Origin of the sequence: Candidatus Vallotiella adelgis (assembly GCF_020541305.1) — a bacterium.
Taxonomy (GTDB): domain Bacteria; phylum Pseudomonadota; class Gammaproteobacteria; order Burkholderiales; family Burkholderiaceae; genus Mycetohabitans; species Mycetohabitans adelgis.
Map to the genome: position 1 here is coordinate 838353 of NZ_CP047396.1, position 18052 is coordinate 856404.

Annotated in this window: 16 protein-coding genes and 1 tRNA gene; all 17 read right to left on the reverse strand. The window is 47.4% G+C overall.

What is annotated here, in order from left to right; genetic code table 11:
- Positions 1-1065, reverse strand: coding sequence for an NADH-quinone oxidoreductase subunit NuoH (gene nuoH, locus GJV44_RS03070; protein WP_226806298.1), 1065 nt, complete (start codon positions 1063-1065; stop codon positions 1-3).
- Positions 1065-3395, reverse strand: coding sequence for an NADH-quinone oxidoreductase subunit NuoG (gene nuoG / locus GJV44_RS03075; RefSeq protein WP_226806299.1), 2331 nt, complete (start codon positions 3393-3395; stop codon positions 1065-1067). Before nuoG ends, nuoH begins: the two co-directional genes overlap by 1 nt.
- Before the next feature lie 44 nt (positions 3396-3439).
- Positions 3440-4735 carry an NADH-quinone oxidoreductase subunit NuoF gene (gene nuoF, locus GJV44_RS03080; RefSeq protein WP_226806300.1) on the reverse strand — a complete coding sequence of 432 codons (1296 nt, stop codon included), beginning with the start codon at positions 4733-4735 and terminating at the stop codon, positions 3440-3442.
- Complete coding sequence (nuoE, locus tag GJV44_RS03085) at positions 4732-5208, reverse strand: NADH-quinone oxidoreductase subunit NuoE (protein ID WP_226806301.1); 477 nt, start codon at positions 5206-5208, stop codon at positions 4732-4734. Before nuoE ends, nuoF begins: the two co-directional genes overlap by 4 nt.
- Before the next feature lie 121 nt (positions 5209-5329).
- The gene (locus tag GJV44_RS03090; RefSeq protein ID WP_226806302.1) at positions 5330-6583 is read right to left on the reverse strand and encodes an NADH-quinone oxidoreductase subunit D; all 1254 of its coding nucleotides are present in this window, start codon (positions 6581-6583) and stop codon (positions 5330-5332) included.
- A gap of 89 nt (positions 6584-6672) precedes the next feature.
- Positions 6673-7275 carry an NADH-quinone oxidoreductase subunit C gene (locus GJV44_RS03095; RefSeq protein ID WP_226806303.1) on the reverse strand — a complete coding sequence of 201 codons (603 nt, stop codon included), beginning with the start codon at positions 7273-7275 and terminating at the stop codon, positions 6673-6675.
- 18 nt (positions 7276-7293) lie between these two features.
- Positions 7294-7773, reverse strand: coding sequence for a NuoB/complex I 20 kDa subunit family protein (locus GJV44_RS03100; protein ID WP_226806304.1), 480 nt, complete (start codon positions 7771-7773; stop codon positions 7294-7296).
- A gap of 61 nt (positions 7774-7834) precedes the next feature.
- Complete coding sequence (ndhC, locus tag GJV44_RS03105; RefSeq protein WP_226806305.1) at positions 7835-8194, reverse strand: NADH-quinone oxidoreductase subunit A; 360 nt, start codon at positions 8192-8194, stop codon at positions 7835-7837.
- 123 nt (positions 8195-8317) lie between these two features.
- Positions 8318-8402, reverse strand: a tRNA-Leu gene (locus GJV44_RS03110).
- 174 nt (positions 8403-8576) lie between these two features.
- Positions 8577-8954 (reverse strand): preprotein translocase subunit SecG, encoded by a 378-nt coding sequence (secG, locus tag GJV44_RS03115; RefSeq protein ID WP_226806306.1) that lies wholly within the window; start codon positions 8952-8954, stop codon positions 8577-8579.
- Positions 8955-8963: 9 nt separating this feature from the next.
- Positions 8964-9722, reverse strand: coding sequence for a triose-phosphate isomerase (tpiA, locus tag GJV44_RS03120; protein ID WP_226806307.1), 759 nt, complete (start codon positions 9720-9722; stop codon positions 8964-8966).
- 107 nt (positions 9723-9829) lie between these two features.
- Positions 9830-10828, reverse strand: a complete 999-nt coding sequence (locus tag GJV44_RS03125; protein ID WP_226806308.1) for an NAD(P)H-quinone oxidoreductase — start codon at positions 10826-10828, stop codon at positions 9830-9832.
- 152 nt (positions 10829-10980) lie between these two features.
- A complete protein-coding gene (gene pnp, locus GJV44_RS03130) occupies positions 10981-13137 on the reverse strand; it encodes a polyribonucleotide nucleotidyltransferase (RefSeq protein ID WP_226806894.1) in 2157 nt (718 codons plus the stop codon).
- A 260-nt stretch (positions 13138-13397) separates the two neighbouring features.
- Positions 13398-13667 (reverse strand): 30S ribosomal protein S15, encoded by a 270-nt coding sequence (gene rpsO, locus GJV44_RS03135; RefSeq protein ID WP_226806309.1) that lies wholly within the window; start codon positions 13665-13667, stop codon positions 13398-13400.
- A gap of 903 nt (positions 13668-14570) precedes the next feature.
- Positions 14571-16115, reverse strand: coding sequence for a 2-isopropylmalate synthase (locus GJV44_RS03140; RefSeq protein ID WP_226806310.1), 1545 nt, complete (start codon positions 16113-16115; stop codon positions 14571-14573).
- A 244-nt stretch (positions 16116-16359) separates the two neighbouring features.
- Complete coding sequence (pssA, locus tag GJV44_RS03145; RefSeq protein WP_226806311.1) at positions 16360-17316, reverse strand: CDP-diacylglycerol--serine O-phosphatidyltransferase; 957 nt, start codon at positions 17314-17316, stop codon at positions 16360-16362.
- A gap of 10 nt (positions 17317-17326) precedes the next feature.
- Positions 17327-17974, reverse strand: coding sequence for a phosphatidylserine decarboxylase (locus GJV44_RS03150; RefSeq protein ID WP_226806312.1), 648 nt, complete (start codon positions 17972-17974; stop codon positions 17327-17329).
- Positions 17975-18052: the final 78 nt, after the last annotated feature.

Below are 18052 nucleotides of genomic sequence, written 5' to 3' on the forward strand. Positions count from 1 at the left end.
TTATTTCCAGATGTTCAGCGGCGACATAATCCAGAAACCTACCACCACCAACCATACGATACATACCGGAATAAAGATATTCCAGCCTAGACGCATAATCTGATCGTAGCGATAACGTGGTAACGTCGCACGAGCCCAGATAAATACCGATAGAAGAATAAATACCTTCAGCGCTAGCCAAACGATGCCTGGGATAAATGATAAGAACTCGAACGGTGCACTCCAGCCACCGAAGAACAGCGTTGCAGCCAGCGCTGAGATCACAATCATATTGATATACTCGGCGAGAAAAAACAGCGCGAACGCCATCCCTGAGTAGTCGATCATATGCCCAGCGACGATTTCTGACTCCCCTTCGACAACATCGAAAGGGTGTCGATTAGTTTCAGCTATACCAGAGATGAAGTAGACAACAAATATCGGAAGTAGTGGAAGCCAATTCCATGATAAGAAGTTTAGGCCGATCCTAGCGAACAACCCGCAACCTTGCGAATGCACAATATCGGACAGGTTGAGGCTGCCGGATGTCATCAATACAACAACCAGCGCGAGGCCCATCGCAATTTCATACGATACCATCTGTGCAGCTGCACGCATTGCGCCAAGAAATGCGTACTTCGAATTCGAAGCCCAGCCAGCAAGGATAACTCCGTATACGCCGAGCGAGGTAATAGCTATGGTATATAATAAACCGGCGTTAATATCACAAAGCACTGCCTTGGCCTGAAAAGGAATTACCGCCCAAACACTGAATGCAGGCACTACAACTATGATCGGCGCAATAAGGTAGAGCCATTTAGTAGCCTGTGCCGGCTGGATTACTTCCTTAAGTAGCAGCTTAAGAACATCTGCGATTGGCTGCAATAGCCCTTGCGGCCCAACGCGATTAGGTCCAAGTCGCATATGCATCCAGCCAATCAGCTTGCGCTCCCATAGAATTAGATAGGCGACACCTAGAAGAATCACGACCGATATAATGAGAATGCGTATCAGTGCCCATACGGTTGTCCATGCTACGCCTAGAAAATAACTACCGGTTGCATTGATCGTTCCGAACACACCCATTAAACCCTCTCCACCAGAAGATCACCAAACAGACCACCAAGTTCGGCTACGGCGGATGTCGCTGCCGGAATGCGTACCACCGCATTATGCAGCTTCGCATCACGCAGTGCCGGCAGTATGACCGATGCCTCGCCCTGGCGCACACGTACCATGTCCCCCCTCTTTAGCTCAAGTTGGTCAAAAAGCGCAGCAGGTAACGATACGCACAGCGCAGCTTTCGCTGCTCTGGTCAGATGAAGCGACGGTGCACGACGCACTAGTGGATCAGCGTCATAGATTGACACATCAGAAATCCGCTCAAATGTTCCGGCCATACGCACTAATGTACCGCGAGCTAGTGGCGCATACATCACGTTCGATAAACGAGACTGCACATCTATACCTCTCAATGCTGCAGCAGCTACTTCCTCAGATTTCATATAATCGAAATTTGGTAACCCAAGTAGATTGCCTAGTACGCATAGCACCTTCCAGCCTGGGCGGGAGTTACCGAGCGGGCGCACAACACTAGTGAATTTTTGAACCGTGCCTTGTGCGTTAACAAACGTACCAGCTGTCTCGGTGAACGGCGCAATCGGTAATAGTACATCCGCATAGTCTGCGCCGGCCTTAAATGACGATAGTGAGACGACTATTTCTGCCTGTGCTAGTGCCACGCGAGCCTGACGTGGATTCGCGACATCAAACTCCGGTTCAACATTGAATAGCAGATACGCTGGATGCGGTAACGAAAATGCCTGCGCAGCGTTAGCACCACCTGCACCGGGTAGCGCACCAACTAGATGAGCGCCGATAGTATTGGCCGCTTCCGGCAGAAATCCGAGCGTTGCTCCACTCATCTGCGCGACCCACTGTGCAATAGCGCACAGCTTCGCGAATTCTGGGTGGTTTACTGCGCTCGCGCCTAACAAAATCAATCGTTGCTTGCCATTCAACAAAGAAGTAGCAATCCCCTGCGAAACAGCATCTAGCTGAATGCTGCCAAGCTCAACCGGAAAGGCTATGCCACGGATCTTAGCTACCGCAGAAGCTACACCAGCTAGAGCATTAATCCAATCTGACGGCGGTAAAACTATTTTGTGCGCAATATTGATGAGTGCATCATCGGCGCTCGCGTGCAATAAACTCACTGTAGCGCCACTAGCAGCAGCTTGGCGCAATCGTGCCGCTAGAAGCGGATGATCGCGATTCAGGAATGAACCGATTACGAATGCCGAATCGGCGCTGGATAGTATCGCTATTGGTATACCAAGCCACGGCACGCCTTTCAGTAGTGCAGAAAAATCACTTTGACGCAGCCGAAAATCTAAATTCGTGCTCCCCAGCGCATGAGTCAGTGTCTTGAGCAAAAATAATTCTTCAAGAGTACTGTGTGGGCTGACGAGCGTAGCAATCGCGTTTGCGCCATGCAAGGCCTTGATGTTTTTTAGGTTGTGAGCAACATAAGCAAGTGCAGTTTCCCAGTCGACTTCATGCCACTTTCCGTCTTGTTTTAGCATTGGTTGTGTCAGGCGATCTGTGCTATTTAACGCCTCGTATGAAAAGCGGTCTTTATCTGAAATCCAGCACTCATTAATCGCGTCGTTTTCTAGCGGTAGCACACGCATTACTCGATTGTTCCGTACCTGTATAATCAGATTTGCGCCAACTGAGTCATGCGGACTCACCGAGTGCCCATGTGATAATTCCCATGTCCTAGCGCTATAGCGAAAAAGCTTGCTAGTCAACGCACCCACCGGACACAAGTCAATCATGTTGCCGGATAACTCAGAGTCAACCGAGTTACCAACAAATGTTGTGATCTCCGACAGCTCACCACGGCCTAGCATGCCAAGTTCCATTATTCCAGCTACTTCCTCACCAAAGCGCACACAGCGCGTGCAGTGAATGCAGCGAGTCATCTCTTCCATTGAGATCAGAGGCCCGACATTCTTTTGAAATACAACACGCTTCTCTTCTGAATATCGCGATGCGGATTTTCCGTATCCGACTGCTAAGTCCTGCAGCTGGCATTCACCACCCTGGTCACAGATCGGGCAATCTAGCGGGTGGTTAATTAATAGAAACTCCATCACAGACTGCTGTGCTTTTATTGCCTTGTCCGATGTCGTTCGAACAATCATTCCAGCAGACACTGGAGTCGCGCATGCTGGCAAAGCCTTCGGCATCTTCTCAATTTCAATCAAACACATCCGGCAGTTTGCCGCGATCGATAACTTTTTGTGATAGCAGAAGTGAGGAATATACGTATTGACCTTGTGTGCAGCTTGGATCACCATACTGCCTTCCGGCACCTTGACTTTCTTGCCGTCTACTTCAAGTTCAACCATGATAGTGATGGTTCCCCCAATCCAGTCTTATAAACGCGCCCATACTATATGCTGCTTTGCGACAGAACGAAGCAACGCTTGTGTGTGATGTGGTATTCGAATTCGCTCCAGAAGTGTTTTAACATGCCGCGTACCGGCATCGCGGCTGCATCCCCTAGCGCACAGATCGTATGGCCCATAATATTCTCCGAGATCGAGTGTAGTAGATCTAGGTCTTCTTTTCGCCCTTGACCATGTTCAATCCGACGTACAACCCGATATAGCCAGCCAGTGCCCTCGCGGCACGGCGTGCATTGCCCACATGACTCCTCGTAGTAAAAGTATGACAGACGTAACAGCGAATGCACCATACAACGCGTATCGTTCATTACAATTACTGCGCCGGAACCAAGCATAGAGCCGACCTTCGCCAGTGAGTCATAATCAAGGTCAGTTTGCATCATTTGGTCGCCAGGTACTACTGGTGCTGATGAACCACCTGGGATCACAGCTTTAATTTTGCCGCGAACACCGCCGGCCAGCTCCATGAGCTTTGAAAATGATGTGCCGAGTGGCACTTCGTAATTGCCAGGCCAGTTTACGTCGCCAGACACTGAGAAGATCTTTGTGCCACCGTTGTTTGGCTTGCCTAATCTTAGGTATTTTTGCGGGCCAATCGCCAGTAGGAACGGTACTGCTGCGAATGTTTCAGTGTTGTTAATGGTCGTTGGCTTTCCGAATACACCATAGCTAGCTGGAAACGGCGGCTTGATCCGAGGCTGTCCTTTCTTACCCTCGAGTGACTCGAGTAGTGCAGTTTCCTCGCCACAAATATAAGCACCATAACCGTGATGAGCATACAACTCGAACGAAAAACTGCTACCTAAGATATTATGACCGAGATAACCAGCAGAACGAGCCTCGTCTAGAGCTCGCTCGAAACGCTCGTAGACCTCCCAGATTTCGCCGTGAATATAGTTGTAGCCGACAGTAATACCCATCGCATATGCGCCAATCGCCATACCTTCGATCAATGCGTATGGATTCCAGCGCAGAATATCGCGATCTTTGAATGTGCCAGGCTCGCCTTCGTCAGAGTTACACACCAGGTACTTCTGTCCAGGAAACTGACGTGGCATAAAGCTCCATTTGAGTCCTGTTGGAAATCCTGCGCCACCACGGCCACGTAGACCGGATATTTTCACGTCCGAAATTACTTGCTCTGGTGGGATGTTCTTTTCAAGAATGCGGCGCAGTTGCTGGTATCCACCTCGTGCGATGTAGTCTTGTAAGTGCCAATTCTCGCCGTTAAGACCTGCAAGGATCAGCGGATTGATATGTCGATTATGTAAAGATGTCATTTAGACAACTCCTCAAGCCACTGATCAATCTTCTCGCGATTCATGAAACTCTGCATCTGGTGATTGTTTAGTAACATCACCGGTGCATCGCCGCAGGCACCAAAACACTCACCTTTTTTTAGTGTAAACTTACCATCTGGTGTTGTCTCACCAAAATTAATTCCTAGTTTCTGCTTGAGATATTTCGCGGCTTCTTCAGCACCTCCTAGTTGGCAAGATAGATTCGTGCATAGCGTGATCTTGTATTGACCAACTGGCGCGGTTTCATACATGGTATAAAACGTTGCGATCTCTTGAACCGCGATAGCTGGCATTTTTAAGTGGTTGGCAATAAATTGCATCAGCTCTGGCGATAGCCAGCCTTGCTCGCACTGCGCAATTGCAAGAGCTGCCATCACGGCGGATTTCTGGCGACCAGCGGGGTACTTTGCTACCGCTCGATCAATTTCTCTAAGACCTTTATCTGAAATCATTTTCAGGTACAACTCATTCAATGTTTACCGAACGAAAACCTGCCGGCTGACTATTATCGGCCGACCTGACACTCTTTAATGCGAAAGCATCGTTCTATACCCGATGCTTCAAGCTGTTACGCTACCGGTCGACCTCGCCGAATACAATATCCTGTGTTCCAATAATCGTGACCGCATCCGCAATCATATGACCTCGAGCCATCTCGTCAAGAGCGGAAAGATGCGCATAGCCAGGCGCGCGAATTTTCAGCCGGTATGGTTTATTCGCGCCATCCGAGATTAGATAAATACCGAACTCACCCTTCGGGTGCTCAACAGCGACATATACTTCACCCTTGGGTACATGCATACCCTCCGTGAAGAGTTTAAAATGGTGAATCAATTCCTCCATATTCGACTTCATATCCAGCCGAAATGGCGGTGCGACTTTATGGTTGTCAACTATCACTGGACCAGGATTCTTGCGTAGCCACTCAATGCACTGTTTAATAATCCAGTTCGACTGGCGCATCTCCTCGACTCGTACGAGATATCTGTCATAACAGTCGCCACTCGTGCCGACTGGAATATCGAAAGTCAGTTTGTCATACACTTCGTATGACTGCTTTTTTCGCAAGTCCCATTCAATACCCGAACCCCGTAGCATCGGTCCAGTCATACCGAGTTGCAGCGCACGCTCCGGCGTAACAACACCAATACCAACTAGCCGCTGCTTCCAGATCCGGTTATCAGTTAGTAGAGTCTCATATTCATCTACGCAACTAGGAAAACGGCTGGTAAAATCTTCTATAAAATCAAGTAGCGAACCTTGACGGTTCTGGTTGAGGTGAGCAAGTGCTTTTTTATTGCGGATCTTTGAGGCTTTATATTGCGGCATCGTATCCGGCAGATCGCTATAGACACCACCTGGACGATAGTATGCCGCGTGCATACGTGAGCCAGATACCGCTTCGTAGACGTCCATCAAGTCTTCTCGCTCACGAAACGCATATAGAAACACTGCCATCGCACCAACATCCAGCGCATGAGCGCCGAGCCACATCAAGTGATTTAGGATCCGCGTGATCTCATCGAACATCACACGAACATATTTCGCCCGGATTGGTATGTCGATACCAAGGAGCTTTTCAATCGCCATAACATACGCGTGCTCGTTGACCATCATTGACACGTAGTCGAGACGATCCATATACGGCACTGATTGGATGAATGTTTTATGCTCAGCCAACTTTTCAGTTGCTCGATGTAATAAACCGATATGCGGATCGGCACGCCGGATTACTTCACCATCTAACTCGAGCACCAGGCGCAGCACGCCGTGCGCTGCTGGATGCTGAGGACCGAAGTTCAGCGTGTAGTTTTTAATATCAGGCATATTCGGCAGGCTTACTAGAAACTTAATGGCTTAGGCAGATAGCATGCGCTCGCTATAGAATCCGCAGTCGGGCCTTGGCGGATAAAGAATCAGTTTTTTAGACCGCCATAGTGTTTTTCGCGAATCACACGCGGTGTAATCTCGCGCGGCTCAACTGTGACAGGTTGGTAGATAACGCGTTTTTCTTCCGCGTCGTACCGCATCTCGACATAGCCGGACAGCGGAAAATCTTTACGGAACGGGTGGCCGACAAAACCGTAGTCAGTCAGAATGCGACGTAAATCAGGATGGCCTTCAAACACGATGCCATATAGATCGAAGGCTTCACGTTCATACCAGTTGACCGAATTCCATACACGGATCAGCGATGGCAGAATAGGTGCATCGTCTTGCGGCGCAAATACCCGAACACGCAGGCGCCAGTTATTTCGGATCGACAGCAGATGTGTCACCGTAGCAAAGCGTAGAGTGTCATATCTACTATTGCCGTACGTCGAATAATCGACGCCGCATAAGTCTGTTAATTGCTCAAAGCTGAGCGATGGATTATCGCGTAACTGGATCGCTACATCAATTAAATCGCCAGCGCCGACAACGATAGTTAACTGTCCAAGCAACTCGGACGTACTTTTCAACTTGTCACCGAATGCTTTATGAAGGTTAGCCTCTAGGGTCTCGAGTTTACTTACCATACAAGAAACACCTCCATGTTACTGACGAGCGATAGTATTTGTTCGGCGGATCTTTTCTTGTAATTGGATGATGCCGTAGATCAGCGCTTCGGCAGTTGGCGGGCAGCCGGGCACATAAATGTCAACCGGAACAATTCGATCACATCCACGGACGACAGAGTACGAGTAGTGATAATAGCCACCACCATTCGCGCATGATCCCATTGAAATTACCCAGCGTGGCTCAGCCATCTGGTCATATACCCTGCGCAATGCAGGCGCCATTTTGTTGCATAAAGTTCCGGCTACGATCATGACATCAGACTGACGTGGACTCGGTCGAAACACGACACCAAGGCGGTCTAGGTCATATCGGGAAGCACCGGCATGCATCATCTCAACCGCGCAGCAGGCGAGCCCGAACGTCATTGGCCACAGCGAACCTGTCCGAGCCCAGTTTATTAACTTATCAGATGTTGTGGTGAGAAAGCCTTCTTTTAGGACGCCTTCGATACTCATTGCTTTCAACTCCAGACAGGCCGATAGCTTTTCGCCCGAGATTCAAGTGCGGACTTTTCGATTACTCCCAGATGAGACCACCACGCTTCCAGATATAGACGAAGCCCAGCAGAAATTCGAGCAGGAAGAGTATCATCGCCATGAAACCCGGCCAACCGATGTCGCGCAACGCAACACCCCAAGGAAAGAGAAAAGCCGTTTCCAAATCAAAAATAATAAAAAGAATAGCAACTAAATAGTATCGTACGTCAAACCTCATTCGCGCATCTTGAGATGCCTCAAAACCACACTCGTATGGGGAATTCTTATTTCTGTCTGGCTTATTTACACTCAAGAACTTACCGAGACCAATTAAAGTAATCCCTAACCCGAGGCTCACAAGAAGAAACAGAAAGATAGGGAAATAGGTGGCGGGGTTCAAGACTATCCTCTATCGGTTAGTTCAAGGTGCGATTTGGGTGACTGACAGTTTCAAAACCGAGAAAACGGTATAAAGATAAGTGCCAACTAAAGCATATACTTAAGCGGCTGGCATTGCATTTTGTGGTGCCAACGATGAGAGTCGAACTCATACGGCTTGCGCCACCACCCCCTCAAGATGGCGTGTCTACCAATTTCACCACGTCGGCACTGCTTGCCATTATGAATGCACTCTGATTTTTATCTGTTTATTGCTTTTATTACTGCAAATTGTCTCAAGATTGCTCCAATATGTGGATTGTAACTTGGTTGAGGTGTTTGTTCAACGCACAAAATACGTTTTTCTATACATATCAGAAAACATAGTTTTACTAACTTGTGTGTTATTTGGGTACATTCAACTCCGGCACGGGGGAAGGCAAAGAGGGCGCTGCAAAACCGGAAGCTGGCCCTGAACTTGTTTTTGAGTCTCGCACTGCTAGTGGGGGCGCACCGTCTAATAAGATATCGTTGGCTTGTGGCTGATAATTAACAAGCGCACTTAAAGCAAGTGTACTAATGAAAAACACAGTCGCAAAAACCGCTGTTGTGCGCGATAGGAAGTTGACTGAGCCATTTGCACCAAAGAGACTACCAGACGCTCCGCTACCAAGCGCTGTACCCATATCAGCACCTTTACCATGCTGCATTAGAACAAGTCCAATCACGCCAAGCGCCGAAAACACTTGAACTACGATAATAAACGTCCTTAAAAACAACATTGAAATTACCTATAAAGATCCAGCGCTAATTGCAAGAAAATCAATCTCGGATAACGATGCGCCACCAATAAGACCGCCGTCGATATCAACCTGTGAAAATAATTCCTCTGCATTATCCGGCTTCACGCTGCCACCATATAGCAGCGGTACCCGAATACCACCCCTAGTGGTAAGCTGTTTCCGTAATACGGCATGGACTTGCTGTGCCTGCTGGGCTGTTGCACTCTGACCTGTGCCAATGGCCCAAACCGGCTCGTATGCGACAATTAATCGAGCCACATGATCTTTATCTAGTGTGTCTAGTACTGCAGTCAGCTGCGCATGTATAACAGTATTGGTCTGCCCAGCTCGCCGTTCATCTAATGTTTCTCCGACGCAAACGATCGGTATAATATTAGCTTCAAGGGCACGCTGCGCTTTAGCCGCCACTAATTTAGAAGATTCTGTATGTAACGTGCGGCGCTCTGAGTGACCAACGATAGCTAGCGTTACACCAAATTCAGCAACCATCCTAGCGGAAACATCTCCTGTATATGCACCATGCGTATAAGCAGATACATCCTGTACACCATATGCGATTGGTGTGCCAGTTAGTTGCATCTGGACTTGTGCAAGATATGGATATGGTACGCACACGCCTAGTAGAACCCGTGACTCTAGCGTTGCTGCGCGTTGTACAAGCCCGTTCAACAGCGTATCATTTTCAGCGATAGAGCCATTCATCTTCCAGTTTCCAACAACTAACTTTGCTCGTTGTTTTTTTGCCATAGGCCGATTGATCTGTGACGTGCCGGCATTAGTGCATCCGCAAGAAAAATTTGTGCGTAATTTTATTATGTTACTGTGCAGCGCCGGTTACGGTCAAATTAACATATCTAGAAGGTCAGCACAATCTTTCCGATATGCTCACCCAGCTCCATCATTGTATGTGCCGCAGCTGCCTGCTCAGCCGGAAATATCTTGTGAATTACAGGCTTGACCGTTCCATACTCGATCAGCGGCCACACTCGCTCATATAATTGCGCAGCGATAGCGGCTTTAAATTCCACTGATCGCGGCCGCAACGTCGAGCCAGTCAATGTTAAGCGTCGATGTAACACCTCGCCTAAATTAATCTGTGCTCTGCCGCCGCCGAGCAGCGCAATTATTACGATGCAGCCATCATCAGCTAGCACACTTAACTCGCGATTTACATAAGCACCACCTACCATGTCTAAGATCACGTTGACGCCGTAGTTATTGGTCAATGACCTGACAATGGAAACAAAGTCCTCAGTTTTATAGTTAATCACACGCTCAGCGCCTAGCGCTTCGCATGCGCTGCATTTCTCTATATTACCAGCCGTGGCAAACACTCGATGACCAAAAGCATGTGCCAGCTGAATTGCTGTCACGCCGATACCACTAGAGCCACCTTGTACTAACAATGCCTTCTCTGCTCCCCTCTCGCCCAGCCGAGCAAGATCAAATACATTACTCCAGACGGTAAAAAACGTCTCGGGTAATGACGCAGCATATACGTCTGATAGACCTGCTGGCACGGGTAGGCACTGCGCGAGTGGCGCAGCTGCATATTCAGCATATCCGCCCCCTTGTACGAGAGCGCACACATGTTGCCTACGCGTCAGGTTAAATAGATTATTCGAGTTATCAAGATCACCGTCGACGATTTCACCAGCGACTTCTAGACCAAGAATATCTGATGCGCCCGGTGGTGCGGGATAATTTCCGGTGCGCTGAAAAACGTCCGAGCGGTTTACCCCGGCCGCTCTAACCTTGATCAACACTTCACCTGGCTGAAGCTCCGGTATCTGGCGCTCACTGAGTTGTAAGACATCAGGAGCACCATATTTGGTTATCTCAATCGCTTTCATACGGAATTCCGTGTGGTCATTAAGTTTCCGACGATGCTTAAATAGCCTGAAGTAACCGAAGAATTCTGACCATGCAATCTTAGTTTGAAATGGTACATACCACACTTCGTCTGGTTTGTCTTATGTAGTAAATACTACTTCGATTGCATTACTTAATGCTCTACTTGTGGTATCACGGGCGTTACAAGCGATGTAGCCGAAATCTCGTTAAGTAGTGCCTTCATAGATAATCGGACCCGACCTTTCTCATCGGTTTGGATGACTTTAACCTTTATCTGCTGACCTTCCTTGAGATAGTTGTTAATATCCTTAATCCGCTCATTCGCAATCTCGGAAATATGTAATAGACCGTCGCGCCCCGGCAGTATATTTACAATTGCGCCGAAATCTAGAAGCTTTAGGATCTCACCCTCATAGATCTGACCGACCTCTACTTCTGCTGTAATGCTCTCAATACGCATCTTCGCCTCGGCCATGCCCTCAGAACTTGTGCTGGCAATAGTTATAACACCATTATCAGAGATATCGATTGTTGTCTTAGTTTCTTCTGTTAACACCCGAATTACTGAACCACCCTTTCCGATTACATCACGAATTTTTTCCGGATTAATTTTCATTGTGATTATCCGAGGTGCGAACTGCGACAGCTGTGTACTTATCGATGGCACTGCTAAGGTTATCTTGTCCAGGATATGCAGTCGGCCTTGCTTTGCCTGCATAAGAGCAACCCACATAATTTCCTTTGTGACACCCTGGATCTTAATATCTAGCTGAAGTGCAGTTATACCCTGTGTGGTGCCTGTCACCTTAAAGTCCATATCACCTAGGTGGTCTTCGTCTCCCAAGATATCAGTTAGAACCGCGAACTTATTGCCATCAAGGATTAATCCCATAGCGATGCCTGCTACGTGGGCTTTCATAGGTACACCCGCGTCCATCAGTGCTAAACAGCCACCGCATACGGACGCCATTGACGATGAGCCATTTGACTCAGTAATCTCAGAGACGACACGGATTGTATAGCCGAACTCATCATCATCTGGTAGGCACGCGACAAGTGCACGTTTAGCAAGACGGCCGTGACCAATCTCGCGTCGCTTTGGCGAGCTAATGCGGCCAGTTTCACCAGTCGCGAACGGTGGCATATTGTAGTGCAGCATGAAGCGATCGCGATATTCGCCCTCGATCGCATCGACAATCTGCTCATCACCTCTCGTACCGAGCGTGACCACTACTAGAGCTTGTGTCTCGCCTCGAGTAAACAGCGCTGAGCCGTGCGCGCGCGGTAGTACTCCAGTTCGGATTTCGATCGGACGCACAGTGCATGTGTCACGCCCATCAATACGCGGCTCACCGTTTAATATCTGACTACGTACAATCTTCGCCTCGAGATCGCATAAGATTTTATCGATCAGCATAGTATTAACGATGGCTGTCCCAGCTGCCATATTTTGCTCGGCAATCTTGGTCGAAACTAACGTGTATACCTCCCTCAGCTTTGTCGAACGTTGCTGTTTCTGCTGCATTCGGTATGCCGTCTGTAACTCAGTAAGCGCTAACCCCGTCACACGCGCAATCAATGCCTCATCTTTCGGTGCTGGCCGCCAATCCCATTGAGGCTTGCCACCTTCTTTAACAAGATTGTGGATGGCGTCGATCGCTACTTGCATCTGCTTATGACCAAACATAACTGCGTCAAGCATCACCTCCTCCGACAACTGGTGAGCTTCTGCTTCGACCATTAATACTGCACGCTCGGTACCGGCAACTACCAAGTCTAACTTTGACGACTGAGACTGCGAGCGCGTTGGATTAAGCACGAACTGATTGTCGATATAGGCGATACGAGATGCGCCAATTGGCCCATTAAACGGAATACCAGAGATAGTTAACGCTGCTGAAGCGCCAATCATCGATGGAATATCTGCTGGAATCTCTGGGTTGATTGATAGTACATGGATTACTACTTGTACGTCGTTGTAGAAGCTCTCCGGAAACAGCGGACGCAATGGGCGGTCGATCAGCCGTGAGACTACTATCTCATTCTCGGAAGGACGACCCTCTCGACGGAAGAAGCCACCAGGAATTTTACCGGCTGCATATGCCTTTTCCACATAGTCGACAGTCAGCGCGATAAAATCTTGCCCTGCCCTGGCGGATTTCGCCGCTACCACTGTTGCGAGCACGACAGTGTCCTCAACATCGACAATGACTGCACCACTTGCCTGACGGGCGATCTCTCCCGTTTCAAGCCGCACTTTATGCTGGCCCCACTTAAATTCTTTAACGACCTTATTAAACATTTTCACTCCTTGAGGCATCATGCGCACCGCGCGGCTGGGCCCATCGACCGTTCCCGATACGCTGCGAGGCGCTCAAAATAGGAAATATCGTAATCGAGAAAGACAACAGCAGTATTTCTGCTGCACATCGAATGACGCGAAATCCTATTTTGATTACTAGTAGATCGGTGCATGCATATACCTGCAGAATACAGCACACTACAATTCTAAAAATAAAATACCTGCATCTGCCTGCTAATTCAGGTAGAAGCCTGTTATTGAGCTGTTTACTTGCGCAGTCCCAGCTTCTGGATCACCGTACGATAACGGTCAATATCCCTAGCCTTCAGATAGTCAAGGAGTTTACGGCGTCGGCTGACCATACGCAGTAGACCACGACGACTGTGCTGATCTTTCATATGAACCTTGAAATGTACCGATAACTCATTGATACGACTGGTTAATAACGCCACTTGTACTTCTGGAGAGCCAGTATCATTTGTACTGCGAGAAAATTGCGTGACGACTTCTGATTTTTTGATATTTTCTAGAGACATAATTTTCTTTATATTAATTAACATGCGGTCACAGAAGAAAAGCCGTGCCGTGAGTTTACGAAAAGACAATAATTTTAACATAGTTAGAATAGTCTCTAGGCTGATCGCGTACAGTAATCGAGTTTATCTATACATTTTCGTCTTCTCTACCTATAGATCCAAAGAGACTGAATCGATTAGCAGTCATCAGAATATATCTCGCTGGATAAAAATTACCGCCTTAAGTATCCCACATAAGGATATTATTTAATTACGATTAATTTATAGTAATAAATAACAAGTTAACAGTATCAGATACTTCATCTTGAAGATTTCGAAAACGCCTGAGATGCGCGCCAAGCTAAATTTATTACTTTTAAGTATATTCGACGCCTTGCAGCCATTGCTGTAGAAGGTTCAAAGCGTCGAAGACGCTGACTTATTTAATCGAAATGCGTATGACTCATATATAGAAACATCGTTGAAATAAACGATAGACTTTCAATGATATTGTTGTCGAGTTTATTTATGTGAATGCTATAAGCTACGTTTGATTGAACATGAATTTCTGCTGGTCTTTCTCCGCTTATACTATGCGGGTTAGATGTGACTTTTATGTTCTAATGCGCCCCATATAAAAATGACAATAATTATCTTAACTTAAGCTAGTAGCACAGTTAGTATTTTTAATACAAAACAGGTGTTATAAAAGAGAGAGTTCTATAAAAAAGAAGAAAACAAATACCAAGCAATATACTGATCTACTGGAGTAGTATCTCGTCAGTTTGCTGAGTTACTACAACATTTAATTTTGGGGTAGCCTTTCCCTGGCTAGGTTTCCATACTACGTCAGACTACCCGGGCTATAATAAGCTGTGGTGTGCAACACAGACGACAAGATTAGGCATATAAGTGTGCCTGCTACTACGAGCATTGCGGGTTTAGCCTTTCTGTGTTCGAGTTAAGCTTATTTAATGCTGCGAAATAGGCTTTTGCTGAAGCGGTAACGATATCTAGATCAGTCCCAACACCATTAACGATACGCCCTGATTTCGAAAGACGTACAGTTACCTCCCCTTGTGCTTGTGTTCCGGTTGTAATCGCGTTAACTGAATATAGTATTAATTCAGCACCGCTATTAACCTGAGACTCAATAGCATGTAGTGTCGCATCGACTGGCCCGTTTCCATGCGCTTCTCCGATTGTCTCACTATTATTTACTATAAATACTACCCTTGCGCATGGCCGCTCACCAGTTTCTGAATGCTGCGATAGCGATACAAATCGATAAGTCTCGTGATCGTGTGCAGACTTAGCTTCTTGACTAAGAATTGATAGGATATCCTCGTCGAAAATTTCTGCTTTTTGATCGGCTAGCTCTTTGAAGTGCCCAAAGGCACTATTTAATTCAGCTTCACTGTTTAGTGCTACTCCTAATTCCTGGAGCCGCTGTTTGAATGCGTTACGACCAGATAGTTTCCCTAGTACAATCTTATTCGCGCTCCAGCCTACATCTTCCGCGCGCATTATTTCGTATGTATCCCGAGCTTTGAGCACTCCGTCTTGATGAATTCCCGACGTATGCGCAAACGCATTAGCACCTACTACCGCTTTGTTCGGCTGTACTATGAAGCCTGTTGTCTGCGATACTAACTTCGAGGTTGGCATGATCTGTGTCGTATCAATACCTACTTCTAGCCTGAAGTAATCACGGCGCGTTTTTACTGCCATCACCACTTCTTCTAGCGATGTATTCCCAGCCCGCTCACCAAGACCGTTTACCGTGCACTCAATCTGTCGCGCACCACTTAGCTTCACTGCAGCTAGCGAATTCGCTACTGCCATACCTAAATCATTATGGCAGTGCACTGAGAATATCGCTTTGTCTGAGTTTGGCACTTGTTCGCGAATTTTCTGAATCAACGCTGCATAGCCATCCGGTACCGCATAACCAACAGTATCTGGAATATTAATTGTGGTAGCGCCTTCTGCAATCACTATCTCCAGTACTCGGCATAAGAAATTTATATCCGAACGACTGCCATCCTCCGGCGAGAACTCGATATCATTCGTGAAATTCCGAGCAAAACGCACTGCTCGCTGCGCTTGCTCGTATACCTGCCCTGGAGTCATGCGCAGCTTCTTCTCCATATGTAACGCTGAGGTTGCGATAAACGTATGAATTCTAAATTGCCCTGCCGGCTTAAGCGCCGCAGCCGCACGCATAATATCTTTATCGTTAGCTCGCGCCAGCGAGCAAACTACGCTGTCTTTGACCTGCGAAGCGATAGCATGGATTGCATCAAAATCCCCGTTCGAACTAGCGGCAAAACCTGCCTCGATTACATCTACCTTCATGCGTTCAAGCTGGCGAGCAATTCGGATCTTTTCTTCTTTCGTCATTGACGCGCCGGGCGATTGCTCACCATCACGCAATGTCGTGTCGAATATAATCAACTTGTCTACCACGTTAGTCTCCAGACTCGAATGGGTGTAAGTAATAGCAGCATCATCTGCCTACATCACTCGCAGATGATACGGTAGCACAAATATGCAAGACGAAGCGAGGGAGTAGAAGTGATTCGGCACGATAGATGGATCGACCGATAAAAATCGTAATAGCTGCTTGATTATATTTAGTTAGATAACTAACTCGTTAGTTAAATTAATATGCAATGCATAGTAGTTTACGTTACCTTATTGTCTGTAATAGCTACAAAAAACTATCGACTGAGCGCTTATTATTTAGTGCTGTATTTGCGATATGCTCCATCATTATAGACATTTCCATAGCGTCTGCTTTATTTAGCTCTTTCTCCGCAATGTATTTTTTAGTGGTTAAGTTCAGCTTATTCAATATCCATAAGGGATACCCAGATAAACCATATAATACGAATATACTAAATAGTATCAGCGGTGGATCAGAGGACACAAAAACGAATGCACCTACAACTAGCAGGATCGCCGCAAATGGCACTCGATGCCGAACGTCGAGTGCTTTTCCACTATAGAATGGTACACTGGAAACCATTGTAATGCCCGCGTAGACCGTTAAACTAAATGCGACCCATGGCAGCCAGACAAGCTTAAGAGGTACTCGGTTATCTGTTGCTAACCATACAAAACCAGCCACTAATGCAGCAGCAGCCGGACTTGGTAGGCCTTGAAAATAGCCTTTATCAACTACTCCGATATTCGTATTAAAGCGCGCTAGACGCAACGCAGCGCTAGCGCAATAGAGAAATGCAGCCAGCCACCCCCAGCGACCTAGCTCTCTGAGTATGCACTCATATATCACTAGCGATGGCGCAACACCGAAAGACACCATATCTGAGAGGCTGTCAAACTGTTCTCCGAACGCACTTTGTGTATGTGTCATACGCGCTATACGGCCGTCCATTCCATCTAGTACCATCGCAATAAAAATTGCAATCGCAGCGATCTCAAAATAGCCATTCATCGCTTGAACTACGGAGAAAAAACCGCAGAACAATGCGGCAGTTGTGAATGCATTGGGTAGAAGGTAGACGCTGCGTTTGCGCAGTAATTGTTGCCGTCTAGCTCGTAGGCTACGCTGCGCGATTTGTTCTTGTATCGTACGGTTGCGCCGGAACGGCTTCGCTTGGCGAGGCCGTTCTATACGCGATCTTCGCGGTTTGAGATTAGCCATCAAGCATTCCTTACATCGCCTGGAGCTCAGCTAGAATTGTTGCTGATACCCGCACTTTTTCGCCGATCGACACACATGGTTTGCTTCCTAATGGGAGATAGACATCTACGCGCGAACCCAGTCGGATAAACCCATAGCGTTGGCCACGGGTAAGTAAATCACCAGTTTGCACATAGCAAAGGATTCTCCGAGCAATTAATCCAGCTACTTGCACTGAGGTAACAATTTGGTTGTCCGCAGTCCGTAATATAATCGCGTTTCGCTCATTTTGTAACGATGCTTTATCGATTGCAGCGTTTAGGTAGGCACCGGGGAAGTATTTCACTTGTATTACTGCGCCGTCAACCGGCGAACGTTGCGAATGAACATTAAACACGTTCATAAATATGCCGATCTTCAACGCGTTGCGGTCGGCATATGGATCATGCGAAGCCTCGACAGTAACGATCCGTCCGTCTGCCGGACACAACACTGCATTCGGCTGCTGCCGAACTGGGCGGCGCGGATCACGAAAAAACTGCAAAAAAAACAGTGTCAATAGCCAGCAAGGCCATGCCCAGCCGAATCCTAAAAATATATGGATTAGCAGTGTCACGACAAATGCGACAGCGATAAACAACCAACCCTCACGGGCAATAATCGGGTGAGGATAAGTCATATAGGCAATGCTATTTCCAAAAAAATAGAGTAGCCAAACGCAGCGGCTTGCACTCGAGATGTCACGGACATGGCATAA

Excerpts from the sequence above, each read along its gene's own strand:
- nuoH (WP_226806298.1), bottom strand. The coding sequence starts at position 1,065 with ATGGGTGTGTTCGGAACGATCAATGCAACCGGTAGTTATTTTCTAGGC.
- GJV44_RS03125 (WP_226806308.1), bottom strand. The coding sequence starts at position 10,828 with ATGAAAGCGATTGAGATAACCAAATATGGTGCTCCTGATGTCTTACAA.
- secG (WP_226806306.1), bottom strand. The coding sequence starts at position 8,954 with ATGTTGTTTTTAAGGACGTTTATTATCGTAGTTCAAGTGTTTTCGGCG.
- GJV44_RS03150 (WP_226806312.1), bottom strand. The coding sequence starts at position 17,974 with ATGACTTATCCTCACCCGATTATTGCCCGTGAGGGTTGGTTGTTTATC.
- nuoF (WP_226806300.1), bottom strand. The coding sequence starts at position 4,735 with ATGACATCTTTACATAATCGACATATCAATCCGCTGATCCTTGCAGGT.
- pssA (WP_226806311.1), bottom strand. The coding sequence starts at position 17,316 with ATGGCTAATCTCAAACCGCGAAGATCGCGTATAGAACGGCCTCGCCAA.
- GJV44_RS03100 (WP_226806304.1), bottom strand. The coding sequence starts at position 7,773 with ATGAGTATCGAAGGCGTCCTAAAAGAAGGCTTTCTCACCACAACATCT.
- GJV44_RS03090 (WP_226806302.1), bottom strand. The coding sequence starts at position 6,583 with ATGCCTGATATTAAAAACTACACGCTGAACTTCGGTCCTCAGCATCCA.
- nuoG (WP_226806299.1), bottom strand. The coding sequence starts at position 3,395 with ATGGTTGAACTTGAAGTAGACGGCAAGAAAGTCAAGGTGCCGGAAGGC.
- GJV44_RS03095 (WP_226806303.1), bottom strand. The coding sequence starts at position 7,275 with ATGGTAAGTAAACTCGAGACCCTAGAGGCTAACCTTCATAAAGCATTC.
- rpsO (WP_226806309.1), bottom strand. The coding sequence starts at position 13,667 with ATGTCTCTAGAAAATATCAAAAAATCAGAAGTCGTCACGCAATTTTCT.
- tpiA (WP_226806307.1), bottom strand. The coding sequence starts at position 9,722 with ATGGCAAAAAAACAACGAGCAAAGTTAGTTGTTGGAAACTGGAAGATG.
- nuoE (WP_226806301.1), bottom strand. The coding sequence starts at position 5,208 with ATGATTTCAGATAAAGGTCTTAGAGAAATTGATCGAGCGGTAGCAAAG.